This window comes from Lysinibacillus sp. UBA5994 (assembly GCF_002429725.1).
GTDB lineage: Bacteria > Bacillota > Bacilli > Bacillales_A > Planococcaceae > Lysinibacillus > Lysinibacillus capsici.
Genome location: NZ_DJAU01000012.1, coordinates 104742 through 128451, shown reverse-complemented (window position 1 = coordinate 128451; position 23710 = coordinate 104742). Strand labels below are relative to the sequence as shown.

Below are 23710 nucleotides of genomic sequence, written 5' to 3'. Positions count from 1 at the left end.
CAATAAAGTAGTCGTGTTCACACGAAAAAGGTTACAAACTGTCTCCATTTTTATGGCTAGAGCTTTGCTTCCTCATTTTGAGCTATAGCGATTTGCGAGCGACTTCTCTTGAATATTCGATTTACTAGATGGCGGTGCTTTGCTTTTGGATATTCGCTTCTTCGCAATTTTATTCTCCCCTGATCAAAAGATAAATCTCAGACGATTCAGGATGCGCTGTAAGAAATACTGGTTTTCGCTTTGCTGGGTTCTTAGCTCGCGGGCGACGTCGGGGTGGTCAGTGATGACGCCGCTGACATTTTTTTCGATAAAGGTTTGCAGGGAGCGGTCGTCATTGAGTGTCCAAACAAATAAATCGGTCGGATGTTGCTTCAATTCTTGGATAAGCTGCTCCGTTACCCAGGATTCCTCCAGTGCGATAAAATCAACATTTTCCTCCATCGGTCCAATATTGAGTGCATAGACAATACCGACTCGCAAATTCGGCACCAATTTTTTTAATTGCGTCATTTTCTGTCCATCAGCGGATTGCACATAATAGGAATCTAGCACCTTGTATTTTCGTAGCTTCTCTACTAATTTAGGTAAAACATCTTCTGTTTCTTGACCATGCACCTTTAATTCGATTAGAAGCGCCACATCTAACGCTTTGGCAATTTCAATACAATCATCTAATGAAGCAATTTTATCGCTAAAGCCATTTTGATGAATGGTTAACGTTTTTAGTTCGCTCAGGGTCATATTCGCAATAACACCATTTTTACCTGCTAACCTTCGTAATGTTCGATCATGGAAGACGACGAATTCCCCATCCACCGTTTGTTGAATGTCGATTTCAATTAAATCTGCCCCCGCATTGGCTGCACTCACCAATCCACTAATTGTATTTTCTACATTGCCTGCTACATAGCCGCGGTGGGCAATAATTTTGGTATCTGGCGCATAGACACTTTTCTCTAATGAATTGATATTCATCATACTTAATACGAGAAACACAATGCCACTGATCAATAGTAATGGCTTATAGCGCCGCTTCCGATGTGTAGTCCCGCTCAATTTGCCTATAACTAGCGTATTATACGTGATGGCGACCATAACTTGTGAAAACATCGCCTGTAATAAACTAAATAGCACCACAAAGACCATTTCTAAAAAGGCTAGTGTCAGCCCAGCCGTAACCAAGGCTGCACTTGGCATTAAACGTTCAATTAAATAGAGGGGAAACGTAGCGACCACTGTGATACCAAGCATCATCAACAGATGACCTGTTAAAAGCATAGCTAATAGCACGACTAGTTCAAATAATCCACGCTTGGAAAATCGCCAGCTTTGCTTAAAAGAACGCAAAATAGAGATGTTCGGCTGGATTGTAAAGATAGGTAACGTTAAGATGCTTCGAATACCTATCATCACGATAATGCTTGCCACCGCAGCATATGCTAGCCTACCCGCTCGACTACTCATGATTTCTTCAGTTAGAAAATGTGGTAGGGAGATGGATTGAGTCAATGTAAGGGGTAGCATAAAGGAAGCTAGTGGCATTAATAGTGCTAAATAGACGATGAGAAATAGAACTTGCACACTAAAAAAATAGACAACCTTGCGATTTAATTGTTGCCATAAAGGAAGAAATCGGTAGCGAAGTCCTCGTTGCTGATGAAAGGCCATGAGAAATAGAAAGCCCATCTCATAATATACAAATAATAAAAACAGCAAAATTAATAGACAAATCATTATCATCACAAAGGGATGCGTCACAAAGCTTTGCCAATTTTGCTCAGTAATATGTGTAAACCCTGTTACTCGTAGCATGAGCTTCAATACGATAGAGGTTACAGGGATCATTAATAAAAACTGAAAGATTCTAATTAATGCGAAAACCTGTACATAATCGAATCGATAAACATAAATATTATGGACAGCCTGTCGCATTACTTGTCCTGCCTTGTGCACATACTCACCCCTATCATGCTGTTAAAATCGCTCACTACTAACGTATGTTTTGACTGCTATGACCCATTCCTCGAAGCCAATAAAATAGCACTCCTCTACACCAAAGTAGGCGTCAATTTTTGTATTAATCGTGACATTCACCATTTTTTTGAAACTTTTTAGCAGGCTACCCTGTATATAACTAGATACCCGCTACAGAAAGGAGCGCAAACATGAAATTCAACCTTGGTGATATCATTAGTACAACCGTTCTTTTATGTATGTTTCTAGCGATCTTTTTCGTAATGATCCATATGATCAAAAAAATGAAATCCACTGCCCCTGTGTCTCCTCCACCAACCATGCAACAGCAAGTAGAGGACTTATCAAAACGTGTGTCGACCCTAGAACAACAAGTAAAACAATTAACTGACAAACAATAGTCCCATAAAAAAATCGCTGGGAAGGATAACCTTCTCAGCGATTTTCATATACTATCTGACCATTCACAACCGTACATGCGACTTGAATGTGTGGAAGCTGCTCCATCTCTACCGTAAAAACGTCTTCTTGTAAAATCGTAAAGTCTGCAGCAAAGCCTTCTGCAATTTTGCCACGCATCAATTGCTGTCCAATGATTTCAGCCGCTCCTACTGTATACAAACGGACTGCCTCAAATCGGGAAATTTTCTCATGAGGGTTATAGCCATCATGTGTTTCCTCAAAATTTCTTCTAGTGACAGCCGCATAAATACCATGCAACGGGTTTGGCACTTCAATTGGCGCATCACTGCCGCCTGCGACAATCAGCCCTCTGTCAAGAAGCGATTTTAAAGGATGTAAGCCCTGTGCGCGCTCCTCTCCAAGTCTCGATAGCTCTGCTTGGTATTCTCCCTGTACAAACTGCGGCTGCATATCCACTGCCACTGGTAATGCAGCTAGCTTGGCTAATAGTTCCTCATCGACTAAGCTACAGTGAATTACGCGATCAAGCTGACCTTCCTGAGGAGGATATGCCGCAAAAACGTCTAAAATCGTGTCGATTGCTAAATCCCCAATGGCATGCACGGCAACGGTTTGTCCATATTGACGTGCCAGCTGAACATAGCTTGTTAATTGCTCAGTTGTATGAATAAGCATCCCTGCATTGTCCGAATCATCGCAGTAAGGCTGACGTAGTGCAGCCGTACGACCTCCAAAGGCTCCATCAATAAAAATTTTCATCGCACCAAACTCCAAAAATGGTGAGGAAGCTAAATCCATCTTCGCAACCTCTTCAAAGACTGTATGATGCTGTAATACATGCACCTTAAAGGATTGCTGTGCCTCTACTATTTTGCGATAAGCCTGAATCGGCTGGCTTGGCGGTCCATAATAGCTTAAATCCTCTGAATGTCCCCCTACTAAACCATAGGATTGCAATGAGGTCACCGCCTTTGTCAGTGAATCCTCAATATAAGCAGGTGTAATATGTGGCATCTGGTTAACAATTAAATACAAGGCAGCATCCTTTAGGATCCCTGTGAGCTGACCATCTACTTTGTCAATGACACCCCCCTCTGGCGAAGGAGTCCTATTTGTAATTCCTGCAAAAGCGAGTGCCTTGGAATTGGCTAGAATCAAATGATGACAGCTCCGTTTAATGATTAAATGAGCATCTCCAAGGGCATCTAGCTCTGCTAAGGTCGGAAAAACGGGCTCCTCAAATTGGTTTTCATTTAGTCCAATCGCAATGACCCATTCATGTGCTGACGCCTGAGCCATTCGCTCCTGAAGCTTCACAAGTAACGCCTCTTTACTCGTAACTGCCGATACATCAAGATGCTTGAGTTTTTCTCCGTAGCCAATAATATGTAAATGGCTGTCGACAAAGCCTGGATACATGATATTACCCTCTAAATGTTGGATAGAAGCAGCTAGTGGCGACAAGCTCTCCACTGAGCCTGTCGCCACAATTTTTCCATCTTCAACAAGGACTGCATCCACTGTTTCACCAACCTGAGCCATCGTGTAAATCTTACCACCTGTCCATAATGTTGCCAAAACAATTCCTCCCATGTCCTATGCTATTGCTTCAATTAAGTGCGCTCTTTCTAAGCGACGCCGAACGATCACACCAATCCATGCTGCAAGTACCGCTTTGACGATACCAACCACGATAAATGGTGCAACACCACCCATAAAGGCAGCTGTCCATGTATAATCTGCTACAATTTTTAACCACACTGTCCCAAACGCTAATGTAACAATCATCCCAATGATATTCGCAATAATAGCTTGAGTAAATGTAATACCAAATTTATCTAAGTATAAGCCCATAATAATGGCTGTGGCAAGGAAGCCTACAATATATCCACCTGTTGGACCAACTAAAATTCCTAGTCCACCTGACATACCGCTAAATACAGGTAAACCTGCTGCCCCTAGTAAAATATATAATAGAACAGATAACGTGCCTAATCTTGTCCCTAAAATCGTCACGATAATTCCAACCGCTAACGTTTGACCTGTAATCGGGATAAGTGGTAGTGGGATTGTTACCTGTGCTAAAACTGCGATTATTGCTGCCCCAAATGCTGCTAACACATATTGATATGTACTTCCTTTTTTCAATGTAAAAAGCCTCCCCTTGTGCGTTAACTAATAATAAAAATAAGTTAACACAAAGATAAAGCAAATGAAAACCATTGTCAATCTATTTTAGAATAAAAAAAGAAATTGCTAGATTAGCCTAGCAATTTCTTGCCAAAATCATTACCATAAAGGTTCATTCATCGGGTCTTTCTCTTGTAGCTTAAACACATATGGCGCAATTTGATAATGGTAGAAGAACATGCCCACTAAAAAGAAAATGAGACCGATAACAAAATGATGGAAAACATACTGTAGCATAATCAGCAGTGGCACTGGCATCGTCATTACACCACTGATTTGCATGGATTTTTTTGTGCGATATTGTTTTTGTCCACAATGAGGGCACACAATTTCACTATTTTTGCGATATAATTTACGTGCATCCTTCTCAGACCAACTCTCCCCACATTCAATACAAACAGGTAAACCATACCCCTTTTTCAATAGATAGCGTTTGACAATAAATGTAGCGCCTATAAAAATGCTCAGTAAAATCATTCCTCTTACATAATCCGAAGCAAATAGTGACCACCAATGCCAATTATCGGACTGTAGGCTAGCCGCCTGATGGCCTGAACCCTGTTGCCCCTTCTGTTGTGTCAAGATATAGCTAAAACCGATAACAAAAATAGTAAAGGTTGCGAACACGATGCGATACGTCCATTGACCATCTGCTTTACGTTGAACTTTTCGTCGTGCTTTTTCCGCGATTACTTGTTTGCGCTGCTGTGAGAGCTTGACATCTTGTAGCTCCTTTAATAGTTCCTCTTTAAATTGATTCATGGCGTAGCACCTCCCAATCAAAGTCACCCATTGCTGTTGCTAATTGTTTACGAGCTCGCTGTAATCTTGTGCGAATCGTTGCTTCCGGACATTGTACAAGCTGTGCAATTTCCACTGTCGACATCTCCTCAAAATAATACAAAATCAAGACCTCTCGATAGGCAACTGATAATGCAAACAGTGCCTCCACCAGCTCTTTTTTTACAGTTTTCTCTAGCATCTCCTTTTCAGGTGTCATAGCTGTTGTGCGCCCCGTGATCTTTTCAAACAATGTCAGTCGTTTACTTTTCCAACTTCGTAAATAATCGTGACTTCGATTAACCGTCATTTTCACTAAATATGTACGTAAGGATGCTTCCTGACGAAACTGTCCCTGCTTTTGATAAAAGGCGATGAACACATCCTGCACGATGTCCTCCGCCGTTGCCTTATTTTTTACATATAGATAAGCGACCTTTAGTAAGTAATCACCGTGCTCCTCGATTATCTGTTCAATAGCCATCATTGCCCTCACCTACTTTCTACACTACTGACGGTCGCCGTAACGAATGCGATTCATTTTATCAAAAAAAAATCCGTAATTTTTAAATCATTACGGATTTCTTCAAGCTAAATACCTATTTTTTGCATAGTAGAGACAACTTTGACCATTCGATCGTCTAAATCGGTGCCTGTGAATCGAGGCAATCTCAATTCATTCACGATAGCACCATCAGACATAAAAAGGATACGCTCTGTTCTTGCGGCAATCTTTGGATCATGGGTCACAAGCATCACCGTTGTGCCTTCACTATTGATGGAGGCTAATAAATCCATGATTTCCTGAGCAGACGTTGAATTCAATGCGCCTGTGGGTTCATCTCCAAAGATCACCTGCGGGTTGCTAATCAAGGCCCGGCAGATGCCTGCCCGTTGAAGCTGCCCACCAGACACTTGTGTAATATCTCGCTTTGCCAAGTCTGCAATCCCCATTTTGTTCATGATCTGTAGTGCCCTTTCTGTCAAGGCCCTGACATTTTTTCGCTCATCACGCATCGCAGGTAACAGGATATTATCGAGGATATTTAAGCTTTTTAGAAAGGTCGGATGCTGAAAGACAAAGCCCATTTTCGTTCTACGCAAATCAGCCAGTTCTTTGTCACTTAATGTCGTTAAGTCCATTCCATCAAAGATGACCTGACCTTGATCAATACTGTCCATCCCGCTAAGGGCATACAACAGTGTCGATTTACCACAGCCTGATGGGCCCATGATGGAAATAAACTCCCCTTGATTGATGGCAACTGATACATCCAGTAAAACGGGATGCTGTTCTTTGCCTACTTGAAACGTCTTTGCTATTTGCTCACCACTTACGATATTCATAGGTTCTACTCCTTTATATGCTCAATAATTTTTACCTGCCCTGCCCTTGACGTACCAAATAGCGTAGCTAGCAGAACAACGCTTGTAAGCGCTAGTGGGCAAAAAACATACGCTGCTAGTGGGTTAATCATAAAATCAAAGGAAGCCGCTCCGAATGAGGCAATGACCGTACTAGTTAAATATTCACCTAACGAGTTTGCGAGCAACGTCCCCATCGAGATAGCAAGCAGTAATACAAAAATCGAACGTGCAGCATATTGTGTAGCTATATCGACATTCGTGAATCCCAATGCCTTCATGATAGCGATGGGCGCTTGATCCTTCGCAATCAGCATATTCATAAATAATAATGTCACGAGCACACACAGCAATAAGGCAATGACGAGTGCTGCACGAGCTGCCTTTTCGATGGCATGAATCGTCGTACCAAAAGTTTGATAAATATAATCATCAATACCTGACACTTTGGCAAATGAGAAGGTTTTTGCATATTCCGCCCTTTTATCTGCAACAAGAGATGGATCTGCCATCGTACTATAGACGACACTCCACATGCTATCCGTAGACTGGTCAGAGAAAGCTGCCTTCGCAGTCTTGCCTCCATTGGTAATATCTGAATAAATACCGCTAATCCTCAAATTTTTCTTCTGTCCATTAATTACCACTGCTAAACTATCGCCAACCTTTTTTTGAAGCTCCTCTGCATTGAGCACCGAAAGTGCCACTTCATTAGGAGCAACTGGAGCCTCTCCGTGTGCATATTCTAAGGGAAAAATCGTATGGTCACCCAGCTCTATTTTTAGGTTTTGCGCTGTTCCGTCCTCAGCAATCGTTGTGAATTTTTTTGTTGTCAAAACAGTGTAATTCTTAATGGCTGTGTCATGCTCAAGCCTATCCATCACCGCTGCCACCTGTTGTTCATTTTGCTTGCCTTGTGGGATATCAATTCGGATGTCACTGTTTCCAATACCCATATACGTAATAAAGCTTTTAGCTGCAATTGTGTTGTGTAAGTTTTGAGGGACGATGATAATAAATGTTGCCAATACTAATACTGCGAGCATTGTCGCATAAAGTGTTTTTCGTGATAGCACATCCTTTATGCCAAGGAAAAGATTAATCGGTAGCCTTTTATTGGCGCTGAGGTTCAATAATTTTGCATGTTGCCCTTTTCCTTGCATTGTGCCAAAGCGCAGAGCCTGCGTGGCTGATAGCTTGCGAAACTGTTTCAGTACCGATTGTACATAGCCCATAATCACGATAAACACGAGCAACAACCCCAGACCCGTGAACAACCAAATGAGTGAAACTTTGTCTGTTTCTCCCATGAACAGACGGATATTTTCTAATAGAATATCTCGAAGGAAGTAGGAACAGGCAAAACCGAGCATACAACCAATCACAGCTATAACGCCATATTTGGCTAGATACATTTTCTGAATATCTGCCACTCGTAGGCCAATTGCTTTCATCACACCGATTTCTCGAGTATCCTCTTCAATTTTAGTGAGCAATGTAAATCGAATACACATAAACGCAATAGCGACTACAAGGACACTGATGAGCAAGATCACAGCAATCATAAGCCCATCTGATATGGCATTCAGCATTTGAAAAAGCTTATAGGTAATGGTTGGTCCATTTGCTTCTAACCCTGCACTTGTATAGGCTTCCTCAAAATTCTTTAAATCCGCCAAATTTTTCAAACGAAACTCAATTAAATATTCAACTGTTCCCGCTTCCTGGATTGCTGCATAATCTTGTTCACTGACAAGAAAGCGTTTGGAGGAAGCCAGCATTGAGTTCATCTGTGAATCCCTTAGAAATCCAGCTATTGTAAAGGTTTGATCTTGAACGATGACAGTATCCCCCAAGTCGGCAATACCGTCCTTCCAATAGCTTACAGGTACATAAATATCACCATTTGCCACTTCAATCACATGACCATCAAGATCAAGTAAATAATCAAATTTCTCACTTTGTGTGCTGAAACCATTGTCCTGCACACTATGTGCCAATGTGGTACCCGCAATATGGATCTTTGAGCCCTCCACATTTAGAAATTCATTCATTTGATATTCATCTACATATTTATTTTGCTCTGCAAATTCAGAAAGCCGCACTTGATCGATTTCCCCTGCATGCATCTGAAGAAAATGAGACGTTTCTGCTTGTTTCATCAGTGTGTCAATTGCGCTTGTCAAATGGACCATAAGTACTGCTGATAGTGTGACAAGTAAAGCTGCTACCGCCACAAATAGCATGGTCATACCTGTAATTAGCTTGCTATTTGCCATATCATTTCGCACAATTTTCCAATACATAAGTCACCTCTTTGTATATTGTTAATCGCCATCAAATCTAACAAGACACCTAAAATATTTAGTTCGGACTGCCTCCTCCTTTATTTCCAAACATTTGCATCATATACAATAAGCTACCACTTTCCACCCCTAGCATTCGTTCAATATTAAAAATTAATGCCGGAATACGAGCAGCTCTTTCCTCATCTGTCATCAAGACGAGATCATCATCGAATACCGTATTGGTATAAGCGATAATCATTTCCATACACTCATAGGGATAAGGCGTTTGGTAAATACCTTGCTCAATGCCCTCCCGAATAATGGCAGTAAGGATTGGTGGCACTTGATTGATGACCACTTGCTGTATTTTACGGTGCATCAAGGCATTTTGCGGTCTATGAACATGCTCCATCATTTCCTGTCCACCCTGTTCATTTTGCATATTCAATGCCATGACAACGCGCAATATCCGCTCATTCACAGCTATAGTCTTGTCTGCTGCAACGGTTTTCGCCTTTGCGAGCATTGTGCTTGTATAACGCTCAATGAGCGCATCCATTATGTCTTCCTTAGATTTAAAGTGATAATAGAGGGTGCCTCGAGCAATGCCTACTTTTTCCAAAATATTACTCGTACTAGTGCCATCAAATCCCTTCTGTGCAAATAATTCATCCGCTGCATCTAATATTTCATTTCTGCGTTCTTCCGCTTTTTTTATTTCTCTCATAAGACAACTCCTTGTAATTGACCGACTGCCTGTCGATATATCTTTTCTTTATCCTAGCATAGGACTACTTCTGTTGGCAATAATTTCTACAAAAAAAGAATCTGCTTTATGCAGATCCTTATTTTTGTAGTTCCTCGTTCTTCCGATATTCCAAAATATCGCCAGGCTGGCAATCCAATGCCTCACAAATAGCCTCTAATGTTGAAAAGCGGATGGCTTTGGCCTTGCCGTTTTTTAAAATCGAAAGGTTCGCCATCGTGATGCCAACTTTTTCTGAAAGCTCTGTTACACTCATTTTTCGTTTCGCCAGCATTACATCAATGTTAATGATCATTGCCATAGTATTCACCTCAAACCGTTAGATCATTTTCTGATTTGATATCGATGGCATTTTTTAGAAGCTTTTGCAGCACAGCAGCAAAGACTGCCACGACAAAGGAAGCAAAAATAATGACCATTCCGATAAGGATAAGACCTGGGGCATCGTCTACTTCCGCAGCATAGTAGATCAGTGGCATGCCAACCACGTAAACACTACTAATAATAATTGCACAATATTTGATCTTGATTAAAGCTTTGACAGACAGCTCTGAAAATGCAATGTTTTGGTCAATATAGCTTAATAGTTTGATCGTCGTAAATAGCGCAACAAAATAAGCAATAGCCGTTGCATAGACGCCGATTAAAGCAACAATGGTTAAAATGGGAGAATGCTCCACTGTATTCAAAGCAACACGAGGCACCACCCATACACATAAGGCAAGAACGGGTATACCTATTAGAAAAACAGCTATCTTTAAAAAGAGCGTTTCTCGTTTCATCTTACGCACCTCTTTTATTTATTCTCCTGTTTAATTTATCATATAATTTATCGTTTTTCAATAAATTTTTATTCCAATTCAAGATACTTTATAACACCCATTATTTGGTTTACTTTACTTTTTATTGTGCTATAATCAATCCAACCATTGAAAAGGGGGTATTCGATGATTTATTCACCAATCGAAAAGACGATAGAAACGACACGTTTAATACTTCGACTTTTTACGAATGCAGATGCACAGGAAGTAAGTGTTTTATGTAACAATTATGCGATCTATAAAAGCACATTGAGTTTACCTTATCCTTATACATTAGAACGTGCATTATCATGGATTTCCACGCATCAACAAAACTTTGAGGAAAATCGAAGTTACGAATTCGCGATAACAGACAAACAAAGTGGACAATTATATGGAGCGATAGGACTGTCAAATCAATCCCAACATCAAAGAGGAGAAATCGCTTATTGGATTGGAGAGCCCTATTGGGGTAATGGCTACGGAACAGAAGCTGCTCAAGCGATGATAGAATTTGCCTTTCAGGAGAAACAGTATCATCGTATTTACGCCCGGTATTTCCATTCCAATCCCGCCTCTGGGAAAATTATGGAGAAATGTGGCATGCGCTATGAGGGAACATTAAAGGATCATATTTATAAAAACGGTACTTTTGAAGATATTGTGTTTTATGGCTTGCTTAATCCATCACACTAGCAACACGTTTACGAAAGAGGCACTTCCCTCGTAGATATGCCTCTCTCTCTTTTAAATACCATTTCCCACATCGCAATAATGATTATAGTGCGTAATTTGGTTGCGGCCGTTACGCTTTGATTTATAGAGCGCTTCATCCGCATGCTGGATAAGCTCCTCTACTTTCTGAATTTTGCCATGATCATTCGTACTGACACCTATACTAAATTCCAACTGAACCGTTTGATTATTCACTGTTAGTGACAGTGCCGTTAAGGTTTGATACAGGTTGTCAGCCAATGTTTGCACTGATTCACCTTCCTTTACTTGACTCAACACAATGAATTCATCCCCACCAAAACGGGCAACAATGGACTCAAAGGGCTGAAAATAGTCCTGTAAAGTTTTGGCTGTATTCGTCAAAGCATCATCGCCAAATAAATGGCCATTCATGTCATTGATTTCTTTAAAATGGTCTAAATCCACCATCATCAGGGCCAATTGCTGATGATTTTCAGTCGCCTTTTCGACCATCTTTTTGGCCTGTTCATCAAAATAGCGACGATTGTAAATATTCGTCAGAGGATCAATATAGGCATTTTTTTCAAACTGCTTCTTATGATCGTTATATTCCATTTCAAACAATACATGTGAATAGTTTTCACGCTGGATTTCTAACAAAATATTTATATATTCCTTTTGTATCGCACATAATACAATTTTATTGCCTTGCTCCTCAATTAGCTTCACTAAAGAATTATAAATTAGTTGAAGTAAAGAAAGGTCATTGTTTTGTAAAGCATAATGCTTTGTCTTTTGATATAAATCTATGGCCTCACTTATACGTCCCTGTCTTTCACACAGGAAGGCATAGGCATTGAGTACCTCAAGTTGTACTTTCGAATAGGGTGGATGATGAATCGTTGCCATTAATTCTTGTAATATCGTATTGGCTTCCTCAAATTCTTCAAGCCAAATAAGTGCAACAGCTAGGTTTGTCTTCGGATGGATAATCCCTGTATAAGGCTCTTTATGCTTTATTTCAAACGCATTCGCATAATATAAACTCTTTAAGGCAAATTCCTTAGCTGTCCGATAGCTTCCCATGGATATTTCTAAGTCGCTCAGATTGTTATAGATTTTCCCCATGCTCTCCACGTGCTGAATTGCTTCAGCAATTTTTAAGCCTTTCAGCATCAACTCTTCTGATTTCTTTAAATGACCAAATGTTCCCCAATAAATGGCTGCTAAATTGTAATATTGAATTAAATCAATATCGTTGCCATGTTGAAAGGTTAACTCACGATATTGTTCAAGGACACTTATAGAAAGCTGTAAATCACCCGTTTGAAAATAACTGGCACAGCTATAACGTAATAGAAGGATAGCCTTATCGTACATTTCAAGCTTAATGGCACTTTCAATTGCGGCACTACTTATTTCTATATATTCTAAAAAACGATCCGCATTATATAACTCATTAAGCGTAATCCATAGTTCTTCAAATTCTTGTGCGTTCATACCGCCCCTCCTTTTCTTCATCCTTACTTCTTTAATACTACCTTTGACCTTAAAATATTACAATTCTTTGGACTCATTTATTTTTTCGACATTAAGTAATTCAGCCTAATAAAGAAAATCACTGTGTATTTTTTCCTACATTCAATTAAAGGTTATTTTAACATGGTACTTTCACTATAATTTTCCCCTAAACAAAAAACAAGCCTCTTTCAAGAGACTTGTTAAGATTCTTCTATGCCTAGGATGGCTATTAATGCCTTCGCTCTGTTGGCACTAAGGTGAATTTCTCCGCTTCCAGCCTTTTGGAGATAAATTGAACCGCCATAGCCCTTCCACATTTCAATACGGACGCCTTCTACTTCAAATGAATATTCGGGTGGCCTTTTCATATAATTTGCGGGCTGCCAAGGGATATCCTGTAAAAACTGAGCGACCTCTTTGTCATTTTCTAGCTCAAGCTTTTTTGTAATGGTTTGCTCTAGCTTTTCCAGTTTAGATAATAAACCATAATTTCTTACGACCCCGTTTTCCTCTATACTGCCTGTTCCCATAGAAGTTAAAGTAATATAATCCCCCTGCTTGACAGGAAAATCATCCAGCACAGGATACCAATTGGCCTGTTCATATTTTTCAGCAAGCTGTTCTTCCGTCATATGATCAAGGTCCTCGGGAATCACTCCTTCAATAAATAAGAAAACATTCGCTTCAACCTCTGCAACTGTTCCAACCATTGAAGAGCCATGTGAACTAGTCCGTATTACGATGTTATGCTCCTCTTGAAAGGCTGTTGCCTGATCAGTATAATGCGCTTGGAAATATCGTTTGGCATCAATATTGGCTACTTCTTGGTAAGCATAAAAAGTTGGATATTTTTCTTTATAGAAGGCATATAGCTTTGTTCGCGTTGTATACATCGGCAGTAGGGGCTCGAGATATGTTTCAACATACTGTTTCGGTGCTAATCCCTGAAATAGTGCTTCGTATTCAGATGCTTGATAAAGCATTTCCAACTGTTCTACCTGCTTCTTTCTCTCCGCCTCTAGCTCTGCCTTAGAATAATCAATTCCTAATGATTTCGCAAAATAGTAGGCGGCAACGAGCTTCTCATACGATAGATAGGCTTCCTCTTTATAAAATTCCTGCTCTTTCCCTGGCCACATTAGCCGATTAATACGTTCGAAATGCTCAAGCTGTCTTTCATGAAATAGTGAGGTTGTTTGCTCTGTTTCGTTCGTAAGAAGCTGCACCATCATAAACCCCACCACACAAAGTGTCAGTAGGATGGTTAATAGAGTGAAACGAAATGGCTTCCTTCTATTGATAGACTGTTGTAGTACTTGTTTTTTGACTCGTTCTTTGCTTGCTGTCATATCACCAGCGACTTTGAGTAATTCCTTCTGTATCTCATTCATGTCTAAGCACCTCCCATTCCTCCTGCTTTAGATGAGGCTTTAATGCTTCTCTTGCCCGCTTCAGTCTTGTTTTCACCGTATTCTCCGCAATGCCAAGTAGCTGGGCAATATCACAAATTTTCATTTCTTCAAAATAATAAAGGATAATAGGCTCCCGATAGGTAAGTGAAAGCTTTAAAATAGCTGCCCCAATGTGAGACCGTTCCTCTGCTGCCACGAGCTCATCTCGTTGTCTATTCCCCTGAATAGGAAATATTTTTTCTTGTAATAGTAATTTCTTATAATGCCAGCTTTTTAAATAATCCTTGCTTTGATTAATCGTTAGAGTGGATAAATACGCACGCAACTGCCCGCGTTCTTCATAACCACGCTGAGAAAATTTAATAAAGACCTCTTGCACAATATCCTCTGCGGTTTGTCGGTTTTTTACATAAAAATAGGCGAGACGTAATAAATGTGCTGCATGTTCTTCGATCATTTCCTCAAGTATGCCGTCCACCTCCCCTTCTTACACTATAAACGACTGCCACTGAATGACCGTTTCATTTTTTTAAATTTTTTCCTCAAGCACCTTGACCTTGGAGCATACTCCAATGTTAGGATGAATTTAGGAGGTACTTACATGAAAATTAAACAATTCGCCGAGAAATTTCAATTAACAACTGATACCGTTCGCTACTATGAAAAAGAGGGACTCTTACAGCCGCAAAAACAAGACAATGGCTACCGTGTGTATGATGCCATGTGTGAACATACAATGAAATTTATTATCGTTTTACGTCAGCTAGGCTTTACGCTTCAAGAAATTAAACATTTACTGACACTCGAACAAAAGCCTATTTCAACAGCATGTAATGAAGAAACGGTACAGCTATTTTCCACAAAGATTGCCCAAATTGAGCAGCAACTACGATTCTATCAGCATGCGCTTCATTCGTTACAACTGACAAAAACATTAATGGCTGACGGACAATTTGAAGAAAATCAAGAAAAAATTGCCTTACTCATTGAGGATATGTATCAAAATTTACTGGAAGGTCGTGGTTAAATGTCACTACGTAAAATCATCTCAATCGAATATATCCTTGCTTTCATCATCACAGCTTCTTTCTATGGTCATCTAAATTTTCCATGGCTTTATTTTATTGTGTTTTTATTGCTCCCAGACATCACCATGGTTGGCTATCTCATCAATACAAAAATAGGCGCTCTTTTCTATAATATGGGGCATAGTTTTGTGCTACCTGCCATGTTGATGGTGATTGGTTTACTAACGACTACATCAATACCTCTGATGGCTGCCCTGATTTGGCTCGCACATATTTTCTTAGATCGCGCACTTGGCTATGGTTTAAAATATGATGACGCTTTTAAGAAGACACATTTACAGCAGATTGCGTAATGAGGAGGAAAGTATGGCTAGCCATTTAACACTGCGATTTTTAGTAGAAATGGGTTAGAAAAATCTCCCAATTAAATGCTCTCTTGGGGTGGGATTCTCTCTTTAAGCTAGCTGTTCTTGTTTTGTATAAAACAGGCAGAACACTAATTCCAAGCATGGTCATTTTCAGTCAACTAGTCTCCTTTCTCTTGCATCAAAAAACCAGCCGCCCTGCACAAACAGGTGGCTGGTTTTAGCGAATTAAACTAATAATAGTATGTGGTTCATGTTTTATATCGTCATATTTATTGACCATATCCAACACGATAGCTCCATCCTGTGTTATAGCATACACCCAGACGGCATGAGGATTTTGTTCTACATAATCCTTAAATGTAAATACTTCTGTAATTTTCGTTTGACGAAGTTGTGCACCTTGCTCTATCAGTTCATTGAGCTGATGAATATCATGCTGTGCATCGACAAGAAGCTGTCCCCCGTACTTCCGTGAGTAATTTTTAGGGTCTGTAGAATGTAAAGCCGTTTGAAAAATATTGAGACGCCCTAATTCTGGAACAAAGTCTGCACAAACAAGGACATTATAGGCGTCCTGCTTTGTTGCTACAATTAGTTGATCATATGGGGTTAAATCAACATAAAACTCAGTATGCTCGCTTAAAATATCACCTGTTTCCGTCTTAATACCATTTTGTCGAGCAGCAGATAAATCTTCCCATGCACGATCCATCATCAACACATCAATTCCGTTATTTTGCAGGGACGTTGCGAGCTGTGTTGTAAATGGAGAAGCGCCTACAATCACAATACCTTTCCCAGTGGAAGCTTGTAGATCTAATTTTTTCGCAAGCCAGCCAATGCTAAAGCCATGGGCAACCACTGTCGCAAAAACAAGTGCTAATGTGAGCGCTGTTAATAATTGTGCACTTTGAAAACCTACGTCTTGTAGTGCCGTTGTAAAGTAACCTTAAACGGTTAATGCTACAATCCCTCTCGGTGCAATCCACCCAATTAAGGCCCGTTCTTCCAATGTTAAGCCCGTATTAATGGTTGCAATCCAAATCGATAACGGTCGAACAATAAACATCATTGCTAGCACGAATAGTAGCATACGCCAATCAACGATTTGCCATAACGTATCGATGGTTAAAGACGACGTCAGCATAATAAAGACACTTGAAATTAAAATAACCGAAATATTTTCTTTAAAATGCAACAGCTCATGATGACTTGTTAAATGCATATTTGCCATCACAAGCCCCATCACTGTCACAGCCAATAAGCCCGTCTCGTGCATGATGGCATCGCTTAGGGCAAAAACAAGTAAAATAGTAGCAAGTAACAGAGGTGATTTCAAAAACTCTGGAATTAAACCACGCTCCAAGCATTGCCCCATTACATAACCGACGCCCCCTCCTAACAGGGCGGCTAAAAAGGCGGAAACAAAGAAAACGGTTAGAGATGTCCCACCTTCTAAATGATATATACCCAAAACGACCTGATACGCAAATAGCGCTAACAATGCGCCAAAAGGATCTACAACGATGCCTTCCCACTTTAAGATAGCTGCTGGTCGCTCCTTCAATTTTGCTTGTCTCAATAAAGGCAAAATAACGGTTGGACCTGTCACAATAAATAATCCACCAATGACAAAAGAGACTGGCCATGATAGCCCTGCAACAAAATGCGCGGCAGTAGAGCCTGCAATCCAAGCGATGGCTGCCCCTACTGTGGAAATACGCAATATGGACTTCTTAAAGCCACGTATTTCTCGAAAATCAAGGCTTAAACTTCCTTCAAATAATATAACGGCAACTGCCAGAGAAATAATGGTATGAAAAATAGGGCCAAATGTCTCTTTTGGAGACACTAACCCTGTAAACGGACCCATAATTAGCCCAGCGATACTCATAATGACAATGGCAGGCATGCGAAAACGCCATGCTAACCACTGTGAAAACAAACCGATAAAAATAATAAAAGGTAACTGAAATAGTAAATTGTCAAACATATGTACCACCTACAATATCCTAGGATGAATGTATATTCCCTCATTTTAGAAGGACTAAACCTGTTACCTTACATTATGTACGTATTGTGCCAAAATTATCACTTTACCTCATCATGATCATGAACGTAATCACATTATAAAGCGCTGGTGCAACCAAAGCGAAAGCGAAACACACCACTGCAGCCCATTTTGTGTTCTTAATATCACGGTCATCGCCTGTCTTTAGATGATGAAAATAAGTTAATGTGAAATAAAAGCATAAAATCATAAACAAGGGGAAAATGAGTTGTTGAGCAAAGCCATGTAGAAATGTAGCCATTGAAGAAACCTCCTATTAATATCCTCTTTACATAAATATTGTAATATACCAACTCTATTTCTACCATAAAAAAAGCAGGATCCTCCACTTTGATCCTGCTCCAAATTATTTAGATGAATCTTTTTAACAATGATTCATATAGACCCACCATTAACAATCCAATTAATATTGGAATGAGGGATGTAAAACTGAAATAAAAGCCTACATCCTGATATTGTCCCGTAAAGTGAAATTGTAGCCAAGACACCTCATATGTTTCTCCTACCCCATATAAGAAAATAGTGGTAAATAAAAATAATGCCAGACATTTTAGTCCTTGCGCTTTTTTCATAGTATCACCTCATTGTACAACGGTCATTTGTTGCGCATAGCTTAAAAGATCCTCAACTGTTAATTCTGGATTTTGTCCAACCATACTATATTGGTAGCCGTTTTCTTGCCAAGCAAGGGAACGGAAATTTTCACCATCCATAACAGTGCCTTTTTGTCCTCGAATATCTATTTCTTTTTCATTTAAAATGGGACCAATATCTGCAACACTAGCATCTGCTTTAAAAATCGTGACAAAAAAGGCTAGCTCTCCATCTAAAACATAATCGAAAGAGTATTCTGGTCGTTCCTCTATCCCTTTAACCATGGATATGTTGTCTAACGTTAGACCATTTACTTCTGGTACTAATAAAAATTTTTCAAGCTGCTGCTTTACGTCGTCCAATGAAATGGATTCAGAAGTATCCTGTCCGCTAATTTCCTGAATCGTTACATCCTTTGGTAAATCTAGTGTAAATTGTTGAGCATCTATTTTTCCACCAAAATTAATCTTAGAATATTCAGTGAGCATATGAGTCCCTGCACTATCTGTCTTCATTTTTAATGTCAGCCAAGTTTTTTTGTCAATCCATGCTTCGATATCGCCAAATAACGATTCCGTATTCTTCGTTTTTGCGACGATTTTATAGGTATCTCTACCTGCAACCTTCTCTTCTCCTGCTATCTTAATATCATGCGTATCTTTAACCATATTAAAAATAAGCTGTACCTGATCTTTAGGTGATTGCAAGCTGTCTAATTCAGGTTGTGAATAATCCATTGTGTAGGCTGTCTTTTCAGTGACATCATAGCTAATCACTTTAGCATCATTTTTAACTGTGATAACATGTTCACCATTATCGCCTGTCATTTCTATCCGTCTATTGCTATCCTTTACCCATTCCTTCACTTGAGCTTTACCACCTAGCTCTCCCATATCTAACGTATATTCGCCATAATAAGTGAGTGGCTCTTTCGATTCTTGAAGGGCTTGGTCGATAATTTCCTGAGGTGTATAAGTTGCCTCTGAATTACAGCCCACCAAGCTAAATGTCATAACAGCAATTAAGCCTGCTGCTCGGCAAGATCTTTTCCAATTCATCATTCATTTACTCCTTTATAAGGTGGTAGCCAGCAAATTACCGCTGTTCCAATGTTCTCTCTAGAAAGCAGTTCGACAGTACCCCCATGTTTTTCAATAATTTGTTTTGTAATATTTAAGCCTAGTCCTGTTCCTCGTTCACCAGCCTTTGATCTCGCATAATCTGCTTGATACATTGGCTCGAATAATTTAACAATGTCCTGTTGTGGTATGCCTCTTCCGTGATTTTGCACAATTATATACATACCTTCTTGCTTGTTTAAAGCAGACTTCAAGAAATCAAAGCCCCATTCGGGATCATTTCCAGCATTGACTGCCGCTAAGCCTATTGTTGTCCCCTTTTCCCCATAACGCCAGGCGTTGCTCAATAAATTATCAATGACACGCTGAAGTTGTTTAGGATGCACAGCATAGAGTCCATCTACGGAACAGAAGACTTTTAATGTAAATCCTTCTTCCTCACATAACGGTTCATAGTCAGACAAGGCCATGTCAAAAAATTCTTCTCCATCCACAGCAATGAGCTCTAATGTATAGTTCGTTGATTGAAGTAAGGTAAACATCATTAAATCCTCTAGCATATGCTTCATCCGATCTGCCTTCGTAACGATGACCTGCTGATATTCTGCCACCTGCTGTTCTGATAAGCCTTTATTTTGTAAAGATTCCGCATAGGCTTGGATGGCTGTAAGGGGTGTTTTCAAATCATGGGAAATACTTGCAATCATCATTTCTTTTTGCTGTTGTTCCGCTTTTAAGGAAGCTCGAGTCTTTTCAATTTCAACCTGCATCGCCTCAAATGTTTTGGCGAGTGCCCCAATCTCATCTTTTCTTACGCTTAGAGTTGATTTAACATGCTGACCTTTCGCAAAATTACGCATGTGCTGCATCAGTTCACCTAATGGCCGATTCAGTTTCCGATGAAGCAACAAGATGACAGTTAAATAAATGATAAGAAACAACAGGATCGTGCTTGCGATGACAAGCCATGAACGCTTTTCTACACCCTTTACCCAATCTGTTCGTATTAATTGAATTTCATAGATGCCAAGCAAATCACCTTTTAGATATACAGGCTCCTTGTATGTAAAGGCGTTGTATGCTTGCTGTAAATCAAATAAACCATTTAACATGCGCTCTTTCCCTACATAGCCCGTTAGCAAAGGGTTGGAGGAATATAAAACATAGCCAGATTTCGTATAGAGGGTAATCGCCAACTTCTCATTGGTAAGTTCCTCTATCTCCTCAAAATCGGCATTTTTTTGATAAAGCACTGGATTGTCAACGACATCTTTTACCTGATTTAGCTCTGTCCACTTGTCAAAGTACTCCGCCACATTTTTATCTTGGTAATAAGCATTAATCCACACATAAAGGCTATAAGCTCCTACTATGGGTATGACCATTACAATAAAAAACATAATTAGTAACCACGCTTTTATTTTCATAATGGTTCACCAATAAAACGGTAGCCCTTACCCCACACAGTTTGAATGAAATTTGGGTTTTTCACAGAATCCTTGAGCTTTTCGCGAAGTGCCTTGATATGCACTGTGACAGTATGAGTGTCCTCTAACGTTGCTTGCTGCCAAATATGCTGATACAGTTCTTCTTTTGTAAAGGTTTGATTCGGATTTTTAGCTAGCAGCCTAACAAGGGCAAACTCCTTTTGAGTTAATGCAATTTCTTGCTGATAAACACATACTATTTGTCGTTGCCAATCTATTGTTAATCCATTCGCATAGGCAGTATGCTCTTCTATCACGTCTTGCTTGTGGTAGCGTCGCCAGCGTCTAAGATGAGAGGCAACTCGTGCCTTTAATTCTTCTAAGCTAAATGGTTTAGCGATATAATCGTCTGCCCCCTGCAAGCCCTCCACCTTATCCGCATCTTCCTTGCGGGCACTCATCATTAGGATTGGCACATCACTCTCCCAACGGATATTTTGACAAACCGTTAACCCATCCATTTCTGGCAGCATCCAATCCACTAGCACTAAATCGAAAGGTTGCGTTTGAAAATCTTCCAGTCCCTCAAGGCCAGTAGTAGCCCATGTCACACAATAACCCTCCTGTTCTAGCGTATCCTTCACAATGCGCCCAATCGCTGTATCATCCTCAATCAGTAGTAATTTTTCCTTCATCATTTTCCTCCTGCATTCACCTTACTACGGAAAAAACGGTTTTCTCCGAACTTTACACTTTCTTTATAATTACCTTAGAGCGTATCCGCACTTTATACAAGGGGAGGAGGCTACCGATTTCATCGAAGCAGTTTTCTTCCTGCCCGGGCTATCCTTCACTTTTACCGTTCTATCCGGTACTTTAACCAGGCTATCCGCCAATTTTGCCGTTCTATCCACTACTTTAACCGGGTTATCCGCCACTTTGCCGGTTCTATCCACTACATCCTTCATTTTTATCCCATTAAAAAAGGAATGCACTGTGATTGTGCATTCCTTAGCGAACTAGAAAAATAAACTTAGAATATAGTAAATCAATGCTGCCATGACAGCAGAGATTGGCATCGTGATGACCCATGTTGTAACGATTTTACGTGCCATCCCCCATTTAACGCCTTTAACACGGTGTGCTGTTCCGACACCCATGATGGATGAAGAAATAACATGTGTTGTAGAAACTGGTAAATGGATTAATGTGGCACCAAAGATAATCGATGCAGAAGCTAAGTCTGCTGCTACCCCATTTACTGGGCGGATTTTCATGATTTTACCGCCAACCGTTTTGATAATTTTATAACCTCCGACAGATGTACCAAGACCCATCGCAGTTGCTGCAGCAAAACGTACCCAGAAAGGAATATCATCTCCTTGGTGTAGGCCGCCGGCGATTAGCGCCAAGGTAATAATACCCATTGCCTTCTGCGCATCATTTGTCCCGTGTGTAAAGGATTGTAAGGCTGCTGTCCCAATTTGCATTGTACGGAAGCCTTTATTCGTTCGATATAAATTCATATCTTTGAAGATGACTTTTAATAATGTCATCATCAGGAAACCAGCTGCGAACGCTAGTAATGGTGAAAAAATAAGTGCTTGAAGAATTTTAATAAACCCAGCATAGTTCAAAATATCAAATCCTGCTGCGGCAATAGCTGCCCCTGCAACAGAACCTATTAATGTATGAGAAGAACTTGATGGAATCCCAAAATACCATGTTAATAAATTCCATGTAATGGCAGATAATAAGGCTGCTAAAATAACAACAGAACCTGTAATATCGCCATCATAGGCATTTAAAGAAAATGGGTCCACAATATCTTTTGTTAGGGCTTTGGCTACCCCAACGAATGTAATCGCTCCGACGAAGTTCATTACTGCTGCCATATAAACCGCAGTACGTGGCTTTAAGGCACGGGTCGATACAGAGGTAGCAATCGCATTGGCTGTATCATGGAAGCCGTTAATAAAGTCGAACACAAGTGCGAAAATAACGACTAATATGGTGATTAATAAGATCGTATCCATTTCGTACACTCCATCTTATGCATTACGCATAATTATTGTTTCAATTGTGTTTGCTACTGTTTGACAGCTGTCCGCAATGTCTTCAAATTGCTCATAAATATCCTTGAAAACAATCAAACGCATTGGGTCTTTTTCTTGGATGAATAATTGCTTCATTGAAGAACGGAAAATTTCATCACATTCACGTTCATTGTCCTTAATTTGAATAGCATGTTTACGCATTTCCACAAGCTTTTTACTATTTAACAGTTCCATGGCTTGTACCATTTCGTCCGTGCTTTTCGCAATATATGTGAGGAATTGACGCATTGGCTCTGTTACTTCTGTTAGGTTGTACATATTGAAGTGCGCAATACAGCCTTCCATTCCATCAATCACATCATCTAATTTATTGGCTAATGCTAAAATATCTTCACGCTCAATTGGCGTCATAAAGGATTTATTCAGCATAACGATTAGCTCATGGATTAATTTATCGCCACTTGTTTCGTATTGCTTCATTGTATCTGCAATTTCTTTTAGCGCATCTATATCTTGAATACGGGCATTATGAGCATAATAGATACCCTCATTCACGTTTTTCGCGATTTTTAATAGTGACTGAAAAAATGGATCTTGCTTATTTGAGTTGAACATCCTGTTCCTCCTGTTGAAAAAATATTGTCAATTTCTGAACCATCATAACAAAACATTTACACAATTCTACAAAATTTTAAACACTAAGATGTTGATTTTACAAAACTGTAATATAAAATTTGCCACATTTATTTTTAAGCTATTTCGCAAGTTGTAAACGTTGGAAATCAAATATTAAAAATCACTATTTTTTCTTTAAAAATGACCATTTTTTCTTTTATTTTTATAAAAATACTTGAAATAAACTTTTTTCTGC

The 23710-nt window shown here is 39.7% G+C and carries 26 protein-coding genes; 4 read left to right on the top strand and 22 right to left on the bottom strand.

The genetic code is table 11. The features are described from left to right. Positions 1-183 precede the first annotated feature (183 nt). Positions 184-1953, bottom strand: coding sequence for a glycerophosphodiester phosphodiesterase (locus B3D98_RS03050; RefSeq protein ID WP_288580487.1), 1770 nt, complete (start codon positions 1951-1953; stop codon positions 184-186). A 212-nt stretch (positions 1954-2165) separates the two neighbouring features. Between B3D98_RS03050 and B3D98_RS03045 the strand changes: the two genes are divergently transcribed. Further along, on the top strand, positions 2166-2375 hold the full coding sequence (locus B3D98_RS03045) for a hypothetical protein (protein WP_048390417.1): 210 nt from the start codon (positions 2166-2168) through the stop codon (positions 2373-2375). Between the two features lie 34 nt (positions 2376-2409). Here B3D98_RS03045 and B3D98_RS03040 read toward each other — a convergent pair whose 3' ends face one another. From B3D98_RS03040 to B3D98_RS03000, 9 genes are all read right to left on the bottom strand, one after another. Continuing rightward, the gene (locus tag B3D98_RS03040; RefSeq protein ID WP_288580483.1) at positions 2410-3975 is read right to left on the bottom strand and encodes an amidohydrolase; all 1566 of its coding nucleotides are present in this window, start codon (positions 3973-3975) and stop codon (positions 2410-2412) included. An 18-nt stretch (positions 3976-3993) separates the two neighbouring features. Beyond that, positions 3994-4545: a biotin transporter BioY gene (locus B3D98_RS03035; protein ID WP_004229030.1), complete on the bottom strand. Its 552-nt coding sequence runs from the start codon at positions 4543-4545 to the stop codon at positions 3994-3996. A gap of 141 nt (positions 4546-4686) precedes the next feature. Then, positions 4687-5349 (bottom strand): TIGR04104 family putative zinc finger protein, encoded by a 663-nt coding sequence (locus B3D98_RS03030; RefSeq protein ID WP_259948883.1) that lies wholly within the window; start codon positions 5347-5349, stop codon positions 4687-4689. Further along, the gene (locus B3D98_RS03025) at positions 5336-5854 is read right to left on the bottom strand and encodes a sigma-70 family RNA polymerase sigma factor (protein WP_259948881.1); all 519 of its coding nucleotides are present in this window, start codon (positions 5852-5854) and stop codon (positions 5336-5338) included. Before B3D98_RS03025 ends, B3D98_RS03030 begins: the two co-directional genes overlap by 14 nt. Positions 5855-5958: 104 nt before the next feature. Next, on the bottom strand, positions 5959-6714 hold the full coding sequence (locus B3D98_RS03020) for an ABC transporter ATP-binding protein (RefSeq protein ID WP_259948878.1): 756 nt from the start codon (positions 6712-6714) through the stop codon (positions 5959-5961). A 5-nt stretch (positions 6715-6719) separates the two neighbouring features. Next, entirely contained in the window at positions 6720-9038 is a 2319-nt protein-coding gene (locus B3D98_RS03015; RefSeq protein WP_288580476.1) for an ABC transporter permease, read from the bottom strand. 58 nt (positions 9039-9096) lie between these two features. Next, a complete protein-coding gene (locus B3D98_RS03010; protein WP_288580473.1) occupies positions 9097-9747 on the bottom strand; it encodes a TetR/AcrR family transcriptional regulator in 651 nt (216 codons plus the stop codon). Between the two features lie 118 nt (positions 9748-9865). After that, positions 9866-10087, bottom strand: coding sequence for a helix-turn-helix domain-containing protein (locus B3D98_RS03005; RefSeq protein WP_004229042.1), 222 nt, complete (start codon positions 10085-10087; stop codon positions 9866-9868). 10 nt (positions 10088-10097) lie between these two features. Then, complete coding sequence (locus tag B3D98_RS03000) at positions 10098-10568, bottom strand: DUF2975 domain-containing protein (protein ID WP_048390401.1); 471 nt, start codon at positions 10566-10568, stop codon at positions 10098-10100. Positions 10569-10733: 165 nt separating this feature from the next. Between B3D98_RS03000 and B3D98_RS02995 the strand changes: the two genes are divergently transcribed. Further along, the gene (locus B3D98_RS02995; RefSeq protein ID WP_288580464.1) at positions 10734-11282 is read left to right on the top strand and encodes a GNAT family N-acetyltransferase; all 549 of its coding nucleotides are present in this window, start codon (positions 10734-10736) and stop codon (positions 11280-11282) included. A 51-nt stretch (positions 11283-11333) separates the two neighbouring features. On the opposite strand, the gene B3D98_RS02990 is transcribed toward B3D98_RS02995, so the two are convergent. The 3 genes from B3D98_RS02990 to B3D98_RS02980 form a co-directional block, all read right to left on the bottom strand. Then, the gene (locus tag B3D98_RS02990) at positions 11334-12782 is read right to left on the bottom strand and encodes a tetratricopeptide repeat-containing diguanylate cyclase (protein WP_259948872.1); all 1449 of its coding nucleotides are present in this window, start codon (positions 12780-12782) and stop codon (positions 11334-11336) included. 221 nt (positions 12783-13003) lie between these two features. Then, entirely contained in the window at positions 13004-14194 is a 1191-nt protein-coding gene (locus tag B3D98_RS02985) for a hypothetical protein (RefSeq protein ID WP_288580458.1), read from the bottom strand. Continuing rightward, a complete protein-coding gene (locus B3D98_RS02980) occupies positions 14187-14693 on the bottom strand; it encodes a sigma-70 family RNA polymerase sigma factor (RefSeq protein ID WP_103117871.1) in 507 nt (168 codons plus the stop codon). Before B3D98_RS02980 ends, B3D98_RS02985 begins: the two co-directional genes overlap by 8 nt. 123 nt (positions 14694-14816) lie before the next feature. Between B3D98_RS02980 and B3D98_RS02975 the strand changes: the two genes are divergently transcribed. Together B3D98_RS02975 and B3D98_RS02970 are read left to right on the top strand one after the other, a co-directional pair. After that, on the top strand, positions 14817-15242 hold the full coding sequence (locus B3D98_RS02975) for a MerR family transcriptional regulator (protein ID WP_048390393.1): 426 nt from the start codon (positions 14817-14819) through the stop codon (positions 15240-15242). Next, positions 15243-15596: a DUF4260 domain-containing protein gene (locus B3D98_RS02970; protein ID WP_048390391.1), complete on the top strand. Its 354-nt coding sequence runs from the start codon at positions 15243-15245 to the stop codon at positions 15594-15596. It abuts the gene before it with no gap. 232 nt (positions 15597-15828) lie between these two features. Here B3D98_RS02970 and B3D98_RS02965 read toward each other — a convergent pair whose 3' ends face one another. The 9 genes from B3D98_RS02965 to B3D98_RS02925 form a co-directional block, all read right to left on the bottom strand. Then, positions 15829-16473: an NAD-binding protein gene (locus B3D98_RS02965; RefSeq protein ID WP_288580453.1), complete on the bottom strand. Its 645-nt coding sequence runs from the start codon at positions 16471-16473 to the stop codon at positions 15829-15831. Positions 16474-16560: 87 nt separating this feature from the next. After that, positions 16561-17604, bottom strand: a complete 1044-nt coding sequence (locus B3D98_RS02960; protein WP_288580451.1) for a cation:proton antiporter — start codon at positions 17602-17604, stop codon at positions 16561-16563. A gap of 103 nt (positions 17605-17707) precedes the next feature. Continuing rightward, a complete protein-coding gene (locus B3D98_RS02955; RefSeq protein ID WP_288580448.1) occupies positions 17708-17923 on the bottom strand; it encodes a hypothetical protein in 216 nt (71 codons plus the stop codon). Between the two features lie 109 nt (positions 17924-18032). Then, a complete protein-coding gene (locus B3D98_RS02950) occupies positions 18033-18254 on the bottom strand; it encodes a hypothetical protein (protein ID WP_004229062.1) in 222 nt (73 codons plus the stop codon). 9 nt (positions 18255-18263) lie between these two features. After that, a complete protein-coding gene (locus tag B3D98_RS02945; RefSeq protein WP_279494639.1) occupies positions 18264-19334 on the bottom strand; it encodes a LolA family protein in 1071 nt (356 codons plus the stop codon). Then, positions 19334-20782, bottom strand: a complete 1449-nt coding sequence (locus tag B3D98_RS02940; protein ID WP_259948849.1) for a HAMP domain-containing sensor histidine kinase — start codon at positions 20780-20782, stop codon at positions 19334-19336. The genes B3D98_RS02945 and B3D98_RS02940 overlap by 1 nt, the downstream gene beginning before the upstream one ends. Next, positions 20779-21477 (bottom strand): response regulator transcription factor, encoded by a 699-nt coding sequence (locus B3D98_RS02935; protein WP_259948848.1) that lies wholly within the window; start codon positions 21475-21477, stop codon positions 20779-20781. Before B3D98_RS02935 ends, B3D98_RS02940 begins: the two co-directional genes overlap by 4 nt. 324 nt (positions 21478-21801) lie before the next feature. After that, entirely contained in the window at positions 21802-22818 is a 1017-nt protein-coding gene (locus tag B3D98_RS02930) for an inorganic phosphate transporter (protein ID WP_004229076.1), read from the bottom strand. Between the two features lie 15 nt (positions 22819-22833). Further along, on the bottom strand, positions 22834-23454 hold the full coding sequence (locus tag B3D98_RS02925; RefSeq protein ID WP_004229078.1) for a DUF47 domain-containing protein: 621 nt from the start codon (positions 23452-23454) through the stop codon (positions 22834-22836). Positions 23455-23710: the final 256 nt, after the last annotated feature.

Coding starts and splice junctions, on each gene's coding strand:
- B3D98_RS03045 (WP_048390417.1), top strand. CDS start 2,166: ATGAAATTCAACCTTGGTGATATCATTAGTACAACCGTTCTTTTATGT.
- B3D98_RS03030 (WP_259948883.1), bottom strand. CDS start 5,349: ATGAATCAATTTAAAGAGGAACTATTAAAGGAGCTACAAGATGTCAAG.
- B3D98_RS03025 (WP_259948881.1), bottom strand. CDS start 5,854: ATGATGGCTATTGAACAGATAATCGAGGAGCACGGTGATTACTTACTA.
- B3D98_RS03020 (WP_259948878.1), bottom strand. CDS start 6,714: ATGAATATCGTAAGTGGTGAGCAAATAGCAAAGACGTTTCAAGTAGGC.
- B3D98_RS03015 (WP_288580476.1), bottom strand. CDS start 9,038: ATGTATTGGAAAATTGTGCGAAATGATATGGCAAATAGCAAGCTAATT.
- B3D98_RS03010 (WP_288580473.1), bottom strand. CDS start 9,747: ATGAGAGAAATAAAAAAAGCGGAAGAACGCAGAAATGAAATATTAGAT.
- B3D98_RS03005 (WP_004229042.1), bottom strand. CDS start 10,087: ATGGCAATGATCATTAACATTGATGTAATGCTGGCGAAACGAAAAATG.
- B3D98_RS03000 (WP_048390401.1), bottom strand. CDS start 10,568: ATGAAACGAGAAACGCTCTTTTTAAAGATAGCTGTTTTTCTAATAGGT.
- B3D98_RS02995 (WP_288580464.1), top strand. CDS start 10,734: ATGATTTATTCACCAATCGAAAAGACGATAGAAACGACACGTTTAATA.
- B3D98_RS02990 (WP_259948872.1), bottom strand. CDS start 12,782: ATGAACGCACAAGAATTTGAAGAACTATGGATTACGCTTAATGAGTTA.
- B3D98_RS02985 (WP_288580458.1), bottom strand. CDS start 14,194: ATGAATGAGATACAGAAGGAATTACTCAAAGTCGCTGGTGATATGACA.
- B3D98_RS02975 (WP_048390393.1), top strand. CDS start 14,817: ATGAAAATTAAACAATTCGCCGAGAAATTTCAATTAACAACTGATACC.
- B3D98_RS02970 (WP_048390391.1), top strand. CDS start 15,243: ATGTCACTACGTAAAATCATCTCAATCGAATATATCCTTGCTTTCATC.
- B3D98_RS02960 (WP_288580451.1), bottom strand. CDS start 17,604: ATGTTTGACAATTTACTATTTCAGTTACCTTTTATTATTTTTATCGGT.
- B3D98_RS02955 (WP_288580448.1), bottom strand. CDS start 17,923: ATGGCTACATTTCTACATGGCTTTGCTCAACAACTCATTTTCCCCTTG.
- B3D98_RS02950 (WP_004229062.1), bottom strand. CDS start 18,254: ATGAAAAAAGCGCAAGGACTAAAATGTCTGGCATTATTTTTATTTACC.
- B3D98_RS02945 (WP_279494639.1), bottom strand. CDS start 19,334: ATGAATTGGAAAAGATCTTGCCGAGCAGCAGGCTTAATTGCTGTTATG.
- B3D98_RS02940 (WP_259948849.1), bottom strand. CDS start 20,782: ATGAAAATAAAAGCGTGGTTACTAATTATGTTTTTTATTGTAATGGTC.
- B3D98_RS02935 (WP_259948848.1), bottom strand. CDS start 21,477: ATGAAGGAAAAATTACTACTGATTGAGGATGATACAGCGATTGGGCGC.
- B3D98_RS02930 (WP_004229076.1), bottom strand. CDS start 22,818: ATGGATACGATCTTATTAATCACCATATTAGTCGTTATTTTCGCACTT.
- B3D98_RS02925 (WP_004229078.1), bottom strand. CDS start 23,454: ATGTTCAACTCAAATAAGCAAGATCCATTTTTTCAGTCACTATTAAAA.